This is a genomic window from Allocatelliglobosispora scoriae, from assembly GCF_014204945.1.
In the GTDB taxonomy this organism is placed as follows: Bacteria; Actinomycetota; Actinomycetes; order Mycobacteriales; family Micromonosporaceae; genus Allocatelliglobosispora; species Allocatelliglobosispora scoriae.
This window is the reverse complement of the sequence record NZ_JACHMN010000003.1, coordinates 446,241-460,361: the sequence shown is the minus strand read 5'-3', so window position 1 is coordinate 460,361 and position 14,121 is coordinate 446,241. Positions and strand designations below refer to the sequence as shown.

General features: G+C 70.6%; 14 protein-coding genes. 4 read left to right on the top strand and 10 right to left on the bottom strand.

Going from position 1 to position 14,121, the window contains the following annotated elements:
* Nucleotides 1-90: 90 nt before the first annotated feature.
* Nucleotides 91-1,410, bottom strand: coding sequence for an outer membrane protein assembly factor BamB family protein (locus F4553_RS28780; RefSeq protein ID WP_184842019.1), 1,320 nt, complete (start codon nucleotides 1,408-1,410; stop codon nucleotides 91-93).
* Between the two features lie 59 nt (nucleotides 1,411-1,469).
* Nucleotides 1,470-3,386: a 1-deoxy-D-xylulose-5-phosphate synthase gene (gene dxs / locus F4553_RS28775; protein WP_184842016.1), complete on the bottom strand. Its 1,917-nt coding sequence runs from the start codon at nucleotides 3,384-3,386 to the stop codon at nucleotides 1,470-1,472.
* Nucleotides 3,387-3,530: 144 nt separating this feature from the next.
* Here dxs and F4553_RS28770 point away from each other — a divergent pair, with 144 nt between their 5' ends.
* Nucleotides 3,531-4,688, top strand: a complete 1,158-nt coding sequence (locus tag F4553_RS28770) for a hypothetical protein (RefSeq protein WP_184842013.1) — start codon at nucleotides 3,531-3,533, stop codon at nucleotides 4,686-4,688.
* 57 nt (nucleotides 4,689-4,745) lie between these two features.
* Here the strand turns inward: F4553_RS28770 and F4553_RS28765 are convergent, their stop codons facing one another.
* On the bottom strand, nucleotides 4,746-6,020 hold the full coding sequence (locus F4553_RS28765) for a class I SAM-dependent RNA methyltransferase (RefSeq protein ID WP_184842010.1): 1,275 nt from the start codon (nucleotides 6,018-6,020) through the stop codon (nucleotides 4,746-4,748).
* Nucleotides 6,017-8,074 carry an APC family permease gene (locus F4553_RS28760; protein ID WP_184842007.1) on the bottom strand — a complete coding sequence of 686 codons (2,058 nt, stop codon included), beginning with the start codon at nucleotides 8,072-8,074 and terminating at the stop codon, nucleotides 6,017-6,019. The genes F4553_RS28765 and F4553_RS28760 overlap by 4 nt, the downstream gene beginning before the upstream one ends.
* A gap of 148 nt (nucleotides 8,075-8,222) precedes the next feature.
* Between F4553_RS28760 and F4553_RS28755 the strand changes: the two genes are divergently transcribed.
* Nucleotides 8,223-8,888, top strand: a complete 666-nt coding sequence (locus F4553_RS28755; protein ID WP_184842002.1) for a potassium channel family protein — start codon at nucleotides 8,223-8,225, stop codon at nucleotides 8,886-8,888.
* 15 nt (nucleotides 8,889-8,903) lie between these two features.
* The gene (locus F4553_RS28750; protein ID WP_184841999.1) at nucleotides 8,904-9,566 is read left to right on the top strand and encodes a potassium channel family protein; all 663 of its coding nucleotides are present in this window, start codon (nucleotides 8,904-8,906) and stop codon (nucleotides 9,564-9,566) included.
* On the opposite strand, the gene F4553_RS28745 is transcribed toward F4553_RS28750, so the two are convergent.
* The 4 genes from F4553_RS28745 to dut form a co-directional block, all read right to left on the bottom strand.
* Complete coding sequence (locus F4553_RS28745) at nucleotides 9,563-10,195, bottom strand: DUF3159 domain-containing protein (RefSeq protein WP_246467714.1); 633 nt, start codon at nucleotides 10,193-10,195, stop codon at nucleotides 9,563-9,565. The genes F4553_RS28750 and F4553_RS28745 overlap by 4 nt on opposite strands.
* Before the next feature lie 136 nt (nucleotides 10,196-10,331).
* A complete protein-coding gene (locus F4553_RS28740) occupies nucleotides 10,332-10,718 on the bottom strand; it encodes an OB-fold nucleic acid binding domain-containing protein (RefSeq protein WP_184841994.1) in 387 nt (128 codons plus the stop codon).
* Between the two features lie 93 nt (nucleotides 10,719-10,811).
* Nucleotides 10,812-11,537, bottom strand: coding sequence for a DUF3710 domain-containing protein (locus F4553_RS28735; protein ID WP_184841991.1), 726 nt, complete (start codon nucleotides 11,535-11,537; stop codon nucleotides 10,812-10,814).
* Nucleotides 11,534-12,013 (bottom strand): dUTP diphosphatase, encoded by a 480-nt coding sequence (gene dut / locus F4553_RS28730; protein ID WP_184841988.1) that lies wholly within the window; start codon nucleotides 12,011-12,013, stop codon nucleotides 11,534-11,536. Before dut ends, F4553_RS28735 begins: the two co-directional genes overlap by 4 nt.
* A gap of 166 nt (nucleotides 12,014-12,179) precedes the next feature.
* Between dut and F4553_RS28725 the strand changes: the two genes are divergently transcribed.
* Nucleotides 12,180-12,605 carry a DUF3093 domain-containing protein gene (locus F4553_RS28725; RefSeq protein WP_376776304.1) on the top strand — a complete coding sequence of 142 codons (426 nt, stop codon included), beginning with the start codon at nucleotides 12,180-12,182 and terminating at the stop codon, nucleotides 12,603-12,605.
* Here the strand turns inward: F4553_RS28725 and F4553_RS28720 are convergent.
* Together F4553_RS28720 and F4553_RS28715 are read right to left on the bottom strand one after the other, a co-directional pair.
* Nucleotides 12,579-13,457, bottom strand: a complete 879-nt coding sequence (locus F4553_RS28720; RefSeq protein ID WP_246467502.1) for a hypothetical protein — start codon at nucleotides 13,455-13,457, stop codon at nucleotides 12,579-12,581. The two genes, F4553_RS28725 and F4553_RS28720, sit on opposite strands and share 27 nt — an antisense overlap.
* Before the next feature lie 69 nt (nucleotides 13,458-13,526).
* Nucleotides 13,527-13,823 carry a DUF4193 domain-containing protein gene (locus tag F4553_RS28715; RefSeq protein WP_184841982.1) on the bottom strand — a complete coding sequence of 99 codons (297 nt, stop codon included), beginning with the start codon at nucleotides 13,821-13,823 and terminating at the stop codon, nucleotides 13,527-13,529.
* Nucleotides 13,824-14,121: the final 298 nt, after the last annotated feature.

Genomic DNA, 14,121 nt, shown 5'->3' with positions numbered 1-14,121 from the left:
CCAGCCGCCGGACCCATCCCGCTCCCCACCGACTCCAGGCCGGCTTCCGGCCGGGCGCCTCATGAACGCGTTGACCCCGGCCCGTGGTTGTCAGAGCCGGAACACGAGCATGGTCCTCGTCGCGACCTGCCTGCACAAGAGCCAGTCGCCGTCGACTGCACACTCCGCACCCGGTTCCAGCCCGTCGAGCAGGTCGGTGGCGCTCACCCGGCCCGCCGCCAGGTCGACCCACCCCAGCCAGGTACGCAGACCAGGCCCGTCCGCCTGCCGCAGGACGAGCACCTCGCCGCCCCGCAGACCGACGACGCTCCAGAGATCCAGGACTGCGAGCCGTGCGCCGTCCCGAGCCCGGAAGATCGCAGCCGGGCCGGGCAGCCGGTCGGCGTCCAGCTCCCGTCCGACCACCAGCGCCTCACCGTCGGGCAGCGCCAGCAGGCTCTCGAACTGCATGTCCCGGCGCCATTGGCGGGTGCCGGTCCAGCCGTCGATCGCCTCCACCATGTTGATCTCGGTGGCGATGGCGACATCCGTCGACGGCACCACCTGGTTGATCCGGGACGGATCGAGCGGGCGCCGCCAGACCTCGGTCAGCGTGACGAGCTCGTAGGCGACCGTCGCACCGCCGCCGGTCGCCTCGCCCTGGTTGGCGACGAGGATCCCGTCCTTGACATAGCCGCCGAGGAAGCTGGGGTCGACATGCCCGCGGGGCGACGTGACGATGCCGGTCGTGGGGTCGATGAGGCGTACCCCGCCGGCGGGCGAGACGAACGCGACCGGGGCAGCAGATCCCTCCGGCGGGAAGACCGGGGTGTCGAGTGCCGCGACCGCCACGGACCACTTCTCGACGCCGCTGGCACGCCCGACGGAGATGAGCTGCGCGGGAGACGCGCGGGGCGACTCGGCATCGGAGCGGGTCGCGTCGAAAAGGATGATCGCGGGCAGTTCGGGGCGGGCGATCACGACCTCGCCGGGGTGCTCCCAGCGCGGGATCCCCGTCACCAGGTCGAGCGCGACCGTATATGCCTCGCCCCGCTGGGCGGCCCGGCCCTGCAGGTGGCTGACGATCACCAGATCGCCGACGACCGCCCTGACCAGAGAGTTGATCTCGGCCGGGCGCTGCCACAGCACCTGCTGTCCGGGCAGCTCGCGGGCCTGGATCCAGCCGTCGCTGGCGATGATCGCAAGGTTGCCGACCATCTTGATTGAGTAGGGATAGGGCACGGTCAGCGCGGTCTGCGGGCGCTGCTGGGTGGAGACCGGCACCGAGCCCGAGAGCAGCACCAGCAGCACGGCGGCGGCCACGGCGAAAGGCGCCCGCCAGCTTGTCAGGGGCCGGTCGTCACCGACGGCGAGCCGCTCCGTGTAGGACGGCTGACCGAGCTCGATCGGCGTCGCATCGGGAACATCCACAGCCGCCCTCCCCGCCGTGCCGGGGACCCGGCACGGTCAGGGAGTAGCTTAAGGCTCTGTCAGACCTTGGCGTCGAGGCCCGCAACCGCCGAATACCACGAGGTGATCCGGTCGGTGATGACCGGCGCGGTCAGGCCGATCTGGGTCAGGATCTCGTTGCGGGTGCCGTGGCCGATCCACTCCGTCTCGACACCGAGGTCGCGCAGGGGCACGTCGACCTCGTGATCGCGGAGCAGCTTGCTGATGGCGTCGCCGACCCCGCCCTGGCGGACGCCGTCCTCCAGGGTGATGACGAGGCGGTGCTCGCGGGCGAGGGCGACCAGCTCGACCGGGACCGGGCGGACCCAGCGCGGGTCGACGACCGTCACCTCGATGCCGCGCTCGGCGAGCATCGCCGCGATCTGTACGCCGAGCGGCGCGAAGGACCCGATCCCGACGAGCAGCACGTCCTTGCGGATGCCCTCGGCGAGCACGTCGACCGGGCCGATTCGGCGCAGCGCCGGCAGTGCCGCGGGCACCGAACCGGTCGGGAAGCGGACGATCGTCGGGCCGTCGGAGATGGCGACCGCCTCGCGAAGCTCCTCGCGCAGCGTGGCCGCGTCGCGGGGGGCCGCGATACGCAGGCCGGGGACGACGCCGAAGACCGACATGTCCCAGATGCCGTAGTGGCTGGGGCCGTCGGGCCCGGTGATCCCGGCCCGGTCCAGCACGAAGGTGACCGGCAGCCGGTGCAGCGCGACATCGAGCAGGACCTGGTCGAAGGCGCGGTTGAGGAACGTGGCGTAGACGGCGACGACCGGGTGCAGCCCGGCGAGGGCGAGGCCCGCCGCCGAGGTGGTCGCGTGCTGCTCGGCGATGCCCACGTCGAAGGCGCGGTCGGGGAACTTGGCGGCGAGCCGGTCGATGCCGGTCGACTCGGGCATCGCGGCGGTGATGCCGACGATGTCCGGGCGCTCCGCCGCGATCTCGACGAGCTCGTCGGCGAAGACCGAGGTCCACTTGAGACTCGGCGCGGCGAGCATCTTGCCCGTGAGCGGGTCGAACGCACCCGGTGAGTGCAGCTTGTCGGCCTCGTCGTCGATCGCGGGCTGGTAGCCGAAGCCCTTGTGGGTGACGGCGTGCACGATGACCGGCTTGCCGAACCGCTTCGCCTTGAGCAGGGCGCTCTCCAGCGCGGCCTGGTCGTGGCCGTCGACCGGGCCGACGTATTTGATGCCGAGGTCCTCGAAGAGGGCCTGCGGCGCGACCGCGTCCTTGATCCCCTTCTTCACCGCGTGCAGCGCCTCGAAGAGCGGGCGACCGACGAGCGGGGTGCGCTCCAGCGAGTCGCGGACCAGGTCGAGGACCTTCTCATAGCCCGGGTTGAGCCGCAGCGAGGCGAGGTGGTCGGCGAGGCCGCCGATCGTGGGGGCATAGGAGCGGCCGTTGTCGTTGACCACGACGACGAGCGGGTTCTTCGTCGCCGCGATGTTGTTGAGCGCCTCCCAGCACATGCCGCCGGTGAGCGCGCCGTCGCCGACGACCGCCACGACGTGACGATCCTCACCCCGGATGCTGAATCCCTTGGCGAGGCCGTCGGCGTAGCTCAGCGCGGTCGAGGCGTGGCAGTTCTCGACGAGGTCGTGCTCGCTCTCGGCCTGGCTCGGGTAGCCGGTGAGGCCGCCGCGCTGGCGCAGCGCGTCGAAGCCGTCCTGCCGACCGGTCACGATCTTGTGAACGTATGCCTGGTGGCCGGTGTCGAAGACGAACTTGTCGCGCGGCGAGTCGAAGACCCGGTGCATCGCGAGGGTGAGCTCGACCACACCCAGGTTGGGACCGAGGTGTCCGCCGGTCCGGGAGACCTTGGCCACCAGGAAGTCGCGAATCTCGGCGCTGAGCATCGTCAGCTCGTCGAGACTCAGCGATCGGAGGTCTTGCGGTGAGCCGACCGTGGGGAGGATGCCGTCGACGGTCCGACCTGCCTGCTCTGAGCTCATAACCGTGCAGTCTATCGGTGTACAGCCCAAGGTCACGTTCGCCGGAACGTCATCTTCACAAGACCTTGACATCCGGGCGGAGACGGGACACACCCGCCGAACGGAGGGCATCGTCGATCGCGGATACCCAGTAGCGTTCCGGGTGTGTCGTCCCCACGCGCCACGCGGGCACTCCTGCTTCTTCTCCTAGGCCTGATCTGCCTGGTCGGATGCACCTCGGGGCAGCCGCCGGGCGCTGCACCGCGTACCGGTCCGACGGCGTCGGCACCGAGCGCCGCGGCGGCACGGCCGCAGGCGAAGCTCCGCCCGCCCGTCGGCGACATCGGTGACGAATTCACTCTCCTGGTGGACGGGGCGAGCTGTCCCAGTGGCGCAGGCCTCACCGTGGTCTGGGACACCCTCGGCCCGATCGCCCGCATCGACCGGGTGATCGAGCCCGGCACGACCTACCTGACCGTGATCGCCGCGCCGAAGGACGCCTACGGCAGCCACCCGGTCGGCATTCGGTGCGGGGACGACGAGGCGGAGCTGGCGAGCACTCGCTATCAGCTCACGAACGCGCCGACCGTCACCGTCTACCCGTCCAGCGCCCTGCCCGGCGATGACGTGATCATCAGCGTCTCCGGGTTCTCCTGCGCCAACGACGTCAACTTCCCCGCCCGAGTCCACGCCTCCATCGCCGGCACGGGCCGCGACGATCACGCACCGACGATCCCGGGCGATATCAAGCCGGGGCGGCACCAGGTCTTCGCGTCATGCATCTGGCCGGTGCGAAATCCCCCGCAGGTGACCGGCGCTTTCTGGGTGCCGGGGATCACCCGCCTCAGCCCGGACGGCGGGTCGGGCGGGACCGCCGTTCTGATCACCGGGGCCGGGTTCGACTGCGCACGGGTCGACATCGATCTCGAGGGCACCCCGCTGGGCACCGCGGAGGTCCCGCCGGACCGGGCGCGGACGGGGGCGTTCTCCACGAGGGTGACGATCCCGGCAGACACCCGGCGCGGACGCTACCTGATCGGCGCCTCGTGCCCGGGTGCCGTGAGACCGACCGTCCCCTTCATCGTCGACAATACCTTCGTCCCCCCGTCCTACGCGGCGGCGCAGGACGACCGCAACGCCCGGAGCGAGCGAAACGTGCGGGTCGCCCTCGGCGCCGGCGCCCTGCTCCTGCTGGTCCTGACGGTCGCCGCGCTGCTGGCACGCCGCGCAGCCCGCAGGCGCAGCCGACGCCCCGGTCTGGAGATCCGCCCGGATCTCGGCGAACCCCGGGTTCAGGGACGCGAGGCCGAGGAGCGCCCGTGACGACGGTCGGCGAGATCCTGGTCCGCAGCCGTCGGCCGATCGCCGAGCCGCCGCCCGTCACCGGGGCATGAGCAGCGCCACGCACTCCACGTGGTGGGTGTTGGGGAAGCAGTCGTAAGCGCGGCACTCGACCAGGCGCCAGCCCGCCTCGCGGAAGGTCGCGACGTCGCGGCCGAGCGCGGCCGGGTCGCAGGCGACGTAGGCGACGGCGCGCGGTGCCGCCGCGACGATCGCCTTGACCACCGCCGCACCCGCTCCGGTCCGGGGCGGGTCCAGCACCACGAGGTCGATCGGTCCGCCGAGCAGGGCGCTGCCGGAGCGCAGCGGCATGGCGGAGCCGCCACCGCCGCGCGACTTCTTGGATGAGCGCTTGGGCGTGAGCACCCGCTCGACCGTGGAGTCGATGACCCGCACCGGCAGGTCGCCGAGGTTGATCCGGGCCGAGGCGATGAGGTCCGGCGCGGAGTCGACGAGGGTCACGTGGCCGGTGACGCCGACGGCGTCGCCCAGCACGGCGGCGAAGAGCCCGGCACCGCCGTAGAGGTCCCAGGCGGTCTCCCCCGGCTGGGGTTTGAGCATGTCGAGGACGGTCTCGGCGAGCGTGGTCGCGGCAGCGGGGTGCACCTGCCAGAAGCCGCCGGCCGCGATGTCGAAGTCCCGGCGCAGCGTGTGCTCGGTGACGCGGACCGACGGATCGGTCATGATCATTGCTGGGCCGCCGGACGGCGCCACGGTGTGCACGTCGTCACCGCTCGGCCAGAGTCGGTCGAGCACCGGCAGCGCCCGGATCGCCGGGTGCGCGATGAGACACTCGTCGATCGCGACCACCTCGTGCGAGCGGTGCTTGCGCAGGCCCGCCCGGTCGGCGGCATCGATGCTGTAGCGCACCCGGGTCCGCCAGCCCAGCCCTTCCGCCTCGCCCGGCACGTCGGGCAGCGCGACGACGCGCACGTCGAGCTCTTCAAGTTCCCTCGGCGGTACGCCACCGAGCCGGCTGAGCTGCTCGCGCACGACCGCCGTCTTCCACCCCAGTTGCGCGGCGGGCGTGACGTGCTGCAGATCGCAGCCGCCGCAGCCGAAGGCGTGGGCGTAACGGCACGGGGCTTCCCGCCGCTCCGGCGACGCCTCGATGATCTCGACCGCCTCGGCCCGGGCATAGCCCTTGTGCACCTCGGTGACCTCGGCGATGACCTTCTCCCCCGGCAGGGCGTGCCGGACGAAGATCACGATCCCCGGTCCGGACGCGTCCGCGGGGAGCCGCGCGACGCAGTGGCCACCATGGGCGACCTCGCCGACGAGCACCTCGAAGCGCTCGCCTTCTTCCAGCGTCACGACGTTCGCACCTCATCATCGATCGGCACCTCACCGGCGCGCGGACCGCGAGCCGGAGTATTCGACAGCTTAGCGTCGAGCTTGTCCAGGTTCTTACCGATGGACGAGGTGAGCTGCCACGGCACGCTCGTCACCATGACTCCCGGCTCGAAGAGCAGGCGTCCCTTGATCCGCAGCGCGGACTGGTTGTGCAGGATGTTCTCCCACCAGTGGCCGACCACATACTCCGGGATGTAGACCGTGACGACGTCGCGGGGCTTGTCCTGCCGCAGCGACTTCACATAGTTGATGATCGGCCGGGTGATCTCCCGGTAGGGCGAGTCGATGATCGTCAGTGGGACCGAGACACCGCGACGGTCCCACTCGGCCTGGATGTTGCGGGTGTCGGCGATGTCGACGTTGACCGTGAGCGCCGTCAGCGAGTCGGGCCGGGTGGCCTGGGCGTACGCGAGCGCACGCAGCGTCGGCAGGTGCAGCTTGGAGACGAGCACGATGGCGTGGTTGCGGGCCGGGAGCATCATCGCGTCCTCGGTCGGCTCCAACTCCTCGGCGACGTGGTCGTAGTGCCGGCGGATCGCCACCATGATGACGAAGATGACGGCCATCGCCGCGATCGAGATCCACGCGCCCTTGAGGAACTTGGTGATCAGCACCAGGAAGAGCACGAACCCGGTCATCACCATGCCGAAGCCGTTGATCATGCGGGACCGGTTCATCCGGCGCCGGACCACGGGGTCGCGCTCGGTCTTGAGCAGCCGGTTCCAGTGCCGGATCATGCCGCTCTGCGACAGCGTGAAGGAGACGAAGACACCGACGATGTAGAGCTGGATCAGCTTCGTCGTCTCGGCCTGGAAGGCGATGATCAGCACCACGGCGAAGCCGGCGAGGAAGACGATGCCGTTGGAGAAGGCGAGCCGGTCGCCGCGGGTGTGCAGCTGGCGCGGCAGGTAGCGGTCCTGGGCGAGGATCGAGCCGAGCACCGGGAAGCCGTTGAAGGCGGTGTTCGCGGCGAGCACCAGGATCAGCGCGGTCACGGCGAGGACGATGAAGTACCCCACCCGGAAGTCGCCGAAGACCGTGTCGGCCAGCTGCGCGGTGACCGTGGGCTGCTTGGGGAACGGCAGCGGCCCGATGACCTGGCTCTCCGCGCACCCGATCTGCGGATCCGCGGTCCAGCACTCGACATAGCGCAGCCCGGTCCGCCGGGCCAGGAAGATGATGCCGGCGATCATCACGATCGCGATCGAGCCGAGCAGCAGCAGGGTCGTCGCCGCGTTCTTCGACTTGGGCGACTTGAACGCCGGTACGCCGTTCGAGATCGCCTCGACGCCCGTCAGCGCCGCACAGCCGGACGAGAAGGCCCTGACCAGCAGGAAGATGAAGGCGAAGGAGGTGCCGACGGTGAGCCCGTGCTCCGACCTGATCTCCATGTTCGCCGTGGCCGCCCGCAGCTCGTCGCCCTGGACGAAGATCCGGAAGAACCCCCACCCGACGAGGATCAGCATGGCGATCATGAAGCCGTAGGTCGGGATGGCGAAGGCGACGCCCGCCTCCCGGATGCCGCGCATGTTGATCGCCGAGAGCACCACGACGATGCCGACCGCGAAGGCGACCTTGTGCTCGCCGACGGTGCCGAACATGTCGCCGAGCGCGTCCACCCCGGCCGAGACGGAGACCGCCACGGTGAGGACGTAGTCGACGAGCAGCGCACTCGCCACGACGAGGCCGGACTTGGCCCCCAGGTTGACGGTGGCGACCTCGTAGTCGCCGCCGCCCGACGGGTAGGCGTGCACGTTCTGGCGGTAGCTCGCCACCACGGTGATCATCACGACGGCGACGGCGAGAGCGATCCAGGGCGAGAAGATGAAGGCGCCCGCTCCGGCGATGGAGAGGGTCAGCAGGATCTCCGCCGGGGCGTAGGCCACTGAGGAGAGCGCGTCGGAGGCGAAGACCGGCAGCGCGATCCGCTTCGGCAGGAGGGTGTGGGCCAGCCGATCGGAACGGAACGGCCGCCCGAGGAGAAGCCGTTTCAGCAGTGACGTCGAGTTCGGCACCCACGCAGCCTAAGGTGCATACCCCATGACCGCCGCACCACCCGCCACATAGTGATCACGGGTCCGGCACAGCCGGTTCCGCCCCGGCGGACCCCACGCTGTAGGTTCCCATGGCAGGCTCTAGGTAACCGACTGGGAGGTGGCCAAGGTGCACGTAGTGATCATGGGCTGCGGGCGGGTGGGATCGACGCTCGCGCACAGCCTTGAGACGCTCGGGCACTCCGTCGCGGTCATCGACCAGGACGGTGACGCCTTCCGGCGGCTGCCGGCCGATTTCAGCGGCGTGACCGTCACCGGGGTCGGCTTCGACCGCGAGGTGCTGATCCAGGCGGGCATCGAGCACGCCGACGCCTTCGCGGCGGTCTCCAGCGGCGACAACTCCAACATCATCTCCGCCCGGCTGGCGCGGGAGACCTTCAACGTCGGCAAGGTCGTCGCCCGGATCTACGACGCCGGTCGCGCCGAGGTCTACGAGCGGCTCGGCATCCCCACGGTCGCGACGGTCCGGTGGACCGCCCTGCGGATGGTCCGGCACCTCGTGCCCGACGCGCTGCCCGAGGTGTGGCGTGACCCGACGAGCGTCGTCTCGATCACCGAGGTGCCGCTGAACCCGGGCTGGATCGGCCAGCCGCTCAAGGCGGTCGAGGATGCCTGCGGCACGCGGACGGCTTACCTCATGCGCTTCGGCCTGGGCATCCTGCCGACGGGCTCCACGGTCCTGCAGGACGGTGACCAGCTCTTCATGCTCGTCACCGACGACATCGTCGACGCCGTCCGCCACGCCACCGGCGCCGCGCCCACGCCCGCCCACTGATCTGCGAGGTTTGCCATGCGAGTCGCCATCGCCGGAGCCGGCAACGTGGGCCGTTCGATCGCCCAGGAGCTCATCGAGAACGGCCACCAGGTGATGCTTATCGAGCGCCTGCCCAAGGCGCTGCGACCCGAGCGCATCCCGCGGGCCGAGTGGATCCTCGCCGACGCCTGCGAGCTCACCAGCCTGCAGGAGATGGACCTCGCCGGCTGCGACGTCGTCGTCGCCGCGACCGGTGACGACAAGACCAACCTCGTCGTCTCGCTGCTCGCCAAGACCGAGTTCGCGGTGCCCCGGGTGGTCGCCCGTGTCAACCGCGCCGAAAACGAGTGGCTCTTCACCGAGCAGTGGGGCGTCGACGTCTCCGTCAGCAAGCCGCGCATGATGGCGGCGCTGGTCGAGGAGGCGGTCACCGTCGGCGATCTGGTCCGGCTGATGACCTTCCGGCAGGGCGAGGCCAACCTCGTCGAGATCACGCTGCCCGTCGACGCGCCCTATGTCGGCAAGCCGGTGCGCAACGTGCCGCTGCCGCCCGACAGCGCGCTCGTCGCCATCGTGCGCGGCAAGCGGGTGCTGACGCCCAGCCCGGACGACCCGATCGAGGGCGGCGACGAGCTGATCTTCGTCTGCACCGCCGCCGTCGAGGACGAGGTCCGGTCGGTCCTGCTCGGCGAGCGCTAGGGCGCCGGTGTGCGTACCCGTCGAACCGCCCAGACCGTGAGCGCGACGAGCAGCAGGTAGGGCGGGTAGCCGAAGGCGATCCGGGCGATGCCGAGCGCGGTGGGCATGTCCTGGGCGTAGAGCACGACCTGGACGCCGGTCTTCACGAAGTAGGTCGCCGCCCACAGCACCGTCAGCCAGGCGAAGGTCCGCACCAGCCGGGGGTCGTCGCGCCAGTCCTTGCGGCCGCCGTCGGCGACGACCGACCAGACCCAGCCGACGAGCGGTTGCTTGAAGAAGACCGAGCTGAGCAGCGCCACGCCGTAGCCCATGCCGATGAAGAGGCCCGGCAGGTAGAAGTCGCGGGCCTCGCCGGAGTTCCAGGCGAGGATCGCGCCGAGCGCGATGCCGAAGAGCCCGTTCATCGCGTGGCGGATCGACTGGCGCTGGCTGAGCCGCCAGGCCGCCATCGCCAGGGCGACCACGACCGCCGCGATCACGGCGAGCTTGAGTGCAGGCTTGGTGCCGATGGCGCCGAAGGTGGCGTCGTCGTCGAAGACGAGCCCGAGGATCACGTTGGTGATCACGAAGACCAGGACCGGGATGCTCGCCTCGACCAGGCCGCGCCAGCCGCCGAGCTGAGCCGACATCTGCTCGCTCAGCGGAGGGAGCGGCTCCTCCTCGTCGGACTCCGCGGCCGGGGCGTCGACCTGCGCCGGACCGGTCTTGTCGTCCCGGGTCGGACGGCCTCGCTCGAGATTCCGGGTCATAGAGACCTGCGCTCCTTCAGTGCGACGCGTCCAGCTCATAGTGGGGGTTGTAGATGACTTTACGGCCATCGCGGACCGCGATGCGACCACGCGCCGTCAATGCCCGGCCCGGCTCGATCCCGGCGATCTGGCGTCGCCCGAGGAAGACCAGCGTGATCACGTCGGTGCCGTCGTCGAGCTCGGCCTCGAGCGTGGGCAGGTTGGTCCGCGGGGTGTAGACGACCATGCGCAGCCGACCGGCCACGTTGACGACGTCACCCCGCCCGGCGGTGTCGGCACAGACGCACCCTGGTTTGGCGCTGTCGCGGCGCAGCTCCTCCGACTCCAGCTCCTGGTCACTGGCCGTGAGACGCTTCAGCAGTCTGCGCAGCCCGGATCTATCGGACTGATCGTCAGTTGCCATGGCCCCGTCGTCACACCCTCTCCATGCCGCCCCGCACCTCGGGTCGGCCTCACCGCTAGCGTACGTCGATCATCGCCATCATTGGGATGTCGGTCAGCGTCGCGGACGGGGGGAGGGCTTGCGCTTCTCCGATGCCTGGTCGGCGGCGGGCTCGGGCTCCGGCGCCGGCTGCGGGCCCGCCGCGATCGCCGCGTCGGCCATCTCCTGGGGCAGTCGCAGCGGCAGCGGCTCGCGGGCCGGCTTGGCGTCCTGGCCGCGGGCCACGACCAGCCCTTCCAGGCACGCCACGAGCGGCTCGGCGGTCGCCGGGTCGATCGCGGCCGGACCCTGGTAGACCGCCCGGACCAGCCAGCGCGGCCCGTCCACGCCGACGAAGCGAAGATCGGTCAAACCATCGGGGGTACGCACCCGGGCGCGCAGCTCGATGCCGTAACGCCCCGGCACGTCCTCGGCGGCGACCCCGTCGTTGAAGAGCGACTTGCGGATCTCGTCGCGGATCTCGTCCCAGATGCCCTCGTGGCGGGGTGCCGCGAAGACGCCGAGCTGCAGGGCGCTCTCGCCGAAGACGAGCACCACCTGCTGGATCGCGCCGTCCGGGTCGGCCTGCACCCGGATCTCCACCCCGTCGATCGCGGGAACCTGAAGGCTGCCGAGGTCGAGGCGGTTGGAGATGGGCGCCTCGCTCAGATCGAACGGGCCCACCTCGCCGCGACCGTCGGAGTCGGCCGCCGCGTCGAGCCCGGCGCGTGCCGCCGAGTCGAGCTCCAGCTGCTGCGCCGTGGCAGCGTGCCGTCCGCTCTTCTGCCGGGAGAAGATCACTGGTCCGTCCTTCCGCTCTGATGGGCGAGCACCGCGTGACCGCCCGTCGAACCGTGCCCGCCGTCACCGCGGGCCGAGTCGCCCAGCTCCGCCACGCGGTGGAACTGCGCTGCCTCAACCCGTTGTATAACAAGTTGGGCGATCCGGTCACCCCGCGAAATCGTCGCGGTGGCGACCCGATCGTGGTTGATCAGGTTCACGAGGATCTCGCCCCGGTAACCGGCGTCGACCGTACCTGGTGCGTTGAGCAGCGTCACCCCCAACTTCGCGGCGAGGCCCGAGCGGGGATGCACCAGCCCCACGAACCCCACGGGCAACTCGATCGCGATCCCGGTCCGGACCAGGCGGCGCTCGCCGGGTGCGAGCTCGACGGACTCGGCGGCGTGCAGGTCGGCGCCCGCGTCACCCGGGTGGGCGTAAGCCGGCAGCGGCAGATCGGCATCGATCATGCGAACACCTACGGCGACAGTCTCCATGGCATGTACCTCCGGGGGGAGTATGGACAGTGTGCGCGCTCGCGCACCAGCGGGCACAGACGAGTAGCCCACGCGTGCTTGCGTAGGCTACGGAGTCGTGGCACCTCAAACAGCAACGGAGACAGGCCTCGGGTCGGAACGGGCGGCGCACGCGGAACGTCTCGGTGTGCCCTGGTGGTGGTGGCCGGTCGGCTTTCTGACCGCCGGTGTCGCCGCCGCTGAGCTGGGGATGGGTGTCTCCGAGGAGCTGTCGTGGCTGCCGTACGCGATCACGGGGCTCGTCGTCGTGGCGGGCCTGCTGTGGCTGGGGCGGCTGCGGGTCGCGGTGCGCGGCTCCGAGCTGCTCGTCGACGACGCGAGGCTGCCGGTGCGATTCGTCACCGACGCGATCCCGCTCGACGTCAACGGGCGGCGCGAGCTGCTCGGCGTCTCGGCGGACCCGATGGCCTTCGTCGTGGTGCGGCCGTGGGTCGCCGGTGCCGTCCAGATCGTGCTGGACGATCCCGACGACCCGACGCCCTACTGGGTGGTCTCCAGCCGCCGTCCGCAGCGGCTGGCGTCCGCGCTACTGGCCGCCGCCGGGCGGGAGTAGCTCGCCGCCGATGGTGCCGGGAGGCAGGGCCGCCGGGCGGCGCAGGCTCAGGTCGCGCTTGATCGCCTCGCCGAGCGACTTCGTGGAGCGCCGGTTGAGATAGCTGGCGACCGCCGCGCCGGTGAGCAGCGGGCCCAGCGTCGTCAGGTTGCGGCCGAGCCGCTTGAGGATCATGTCGCGCAGCTCCTTGCGGGCCGCGGTGCCGAGCACGCTCGCCACACCGACGCCCGGCAGGAAGGGGTTGACCCCCCGCTTGCCGGCCCACGCGTGCAGCAGCGACACCGCGCGCTGCCCGCCCGTGCCCGCGATCGGCTGTCCGTAGACCTCGTGCAGCTCGCCGATGAGCTTCAGCTCGATCCCGACGACCGCCACCGTCTCGGTCGCGAGCAGCACCGGGGTGCTCAGCAGCGAGGGCGGCACGACCCACTCGACGGAGGCGACACCGCCGCCGACCGCACCGACCCCACCCGTCGCGCGCGCCGCGTTGCGGATGAGCCGCTCGGCGAGCTGGTCCTGGCTCAGCCCCGGGTAGTGCCGCTGGAGCGTCTCCAGGGTCCGGATCGGGACGTGCGGCGCGAGGTCGGTCACCGCGTCGGCGACCCACTTCACCGCCTTCTTGGGCATGAAGAGGGCGCTCACGCCACGGCCGCGCATCGAGCTCACCAGCCGGCTCAGGACCTTGGTGCGTCCCGCGCGGTCCAGCTCGCCCTCGGCGAGGGCCACGACCGCCGCCGACAGCTCATCCGGGGGTACGGCCAGCGCCGGCTCCTCCGGCTGCCCGGTGGCACCGACGCTGGGTGTGGCGGTGCCCGACGAGTCGTCGTCGGGCACCTGGTCCTTCTTCTGTGACATGGTCGCCTCCGGGTTCTATGCGACCAGTTGACCGGGGACCGGTCAAGCGGCCGTTCGCTCGTCCCGGCGTCAGGCGCATTCCCTGCATATCGGGAGTCCATTGCGCTCGCCGGCCAATTGGCTGCGGTGATGCACGAGGAAGCAGCGCGAGCAGGTGAACTCGTCAGCCTGCAGCGGCACCACCTTCACGCTGAGCTCCTCGTCGCCGATATCGGCACCGGGTAGCTCGAAATTCTCGGCTGCCTCGGCCTCATCCACATCGACGCTGGCCGACTGCGAGTCGACGCGACGTGCCTTGAGCTCCTCGAGGCTGTCCTCACCGAGTTCAGCCTCGTCTCTGCGCGGGGCGTCATAGTCGGTGGCCATCGGTTGTCTCACACTCCCGTATTCAATGTGCTGGTGCGGTACGGCACGGTCCGGGCGGGCCGAGCAACGCGGGGCACTGTATCCCCGGCGAACGCGGCACCTTACCGCGCCCGCACGGGTGTTTGTACGCCCACGCGCGCCGGGATGTTCCCAATGTGACTGAGCCGACAGCATGGCGAGACATAAGGTAGGGGTCGGACCGCGCCGATCAAGCACGACGCGCCGTGTCCGTTCGTCTTTCGCAAGATGCAATAAGTGACGCGGGGAAGCAACCGGTCATTCGCGACATGCGTAGTAC

What these genes read in the sequence shown, in the direction of transcription:
- F4553_RS28745 (WP_246467714.1), bottom strand. Translation starts at nt 10,195, where the DNA reads ATGTCGGCTCAGCTCGGCGGCTGGCGCGGCCTGGTCGAGGCGAGCATC.
- F4553_RS28720 (WP_246467502.1), bottom strand. Translation starts at nt 13,457, where the DNA reads ATGTCACAGAAGAAGGACCAGGTGCCCGACGACGACTCGTCGGGCACC.
- dxs (WP_184842016.1), bottom strand. Translation starts at nt 3,386, where the DNA reads ATGAGCTCAGAGCAGGCAGGTCGGACCGTCGACGGCATCCTCCCCACG.
- F4553_RS28750 (WP_184841999.1), top strand. Translation starts at nt 8,904, where the DNA reads ATGCGAGTCGCCATCGCCGGAGCCGGCAACGTGGGCCGTTCGATCGCC.
- F4553_RS28715 (WP_184841982.1), bottom strand. Translation starts at nt 13,823, where the DNA reads ATGGCCACCGACTATGACGCCCCGCGCAGAGACGAGGCTGAACTCGGT.
- F4553_RS28740 (WP_184841994.1), bottom strand. Translation starts at nt 10,718, where the DNA reads ATGGCAACTGACGATCAGTCCGATAGATCCGGGCTGCGCAGACTGCTG.
- dut (WP_184841988.1), bottom strand. Translation starts at nt 12,013, where the DNA reads ATGGAGACTGTCGCCGTAGGTGTTCGCATGATCGATGCCGATCTGCCG.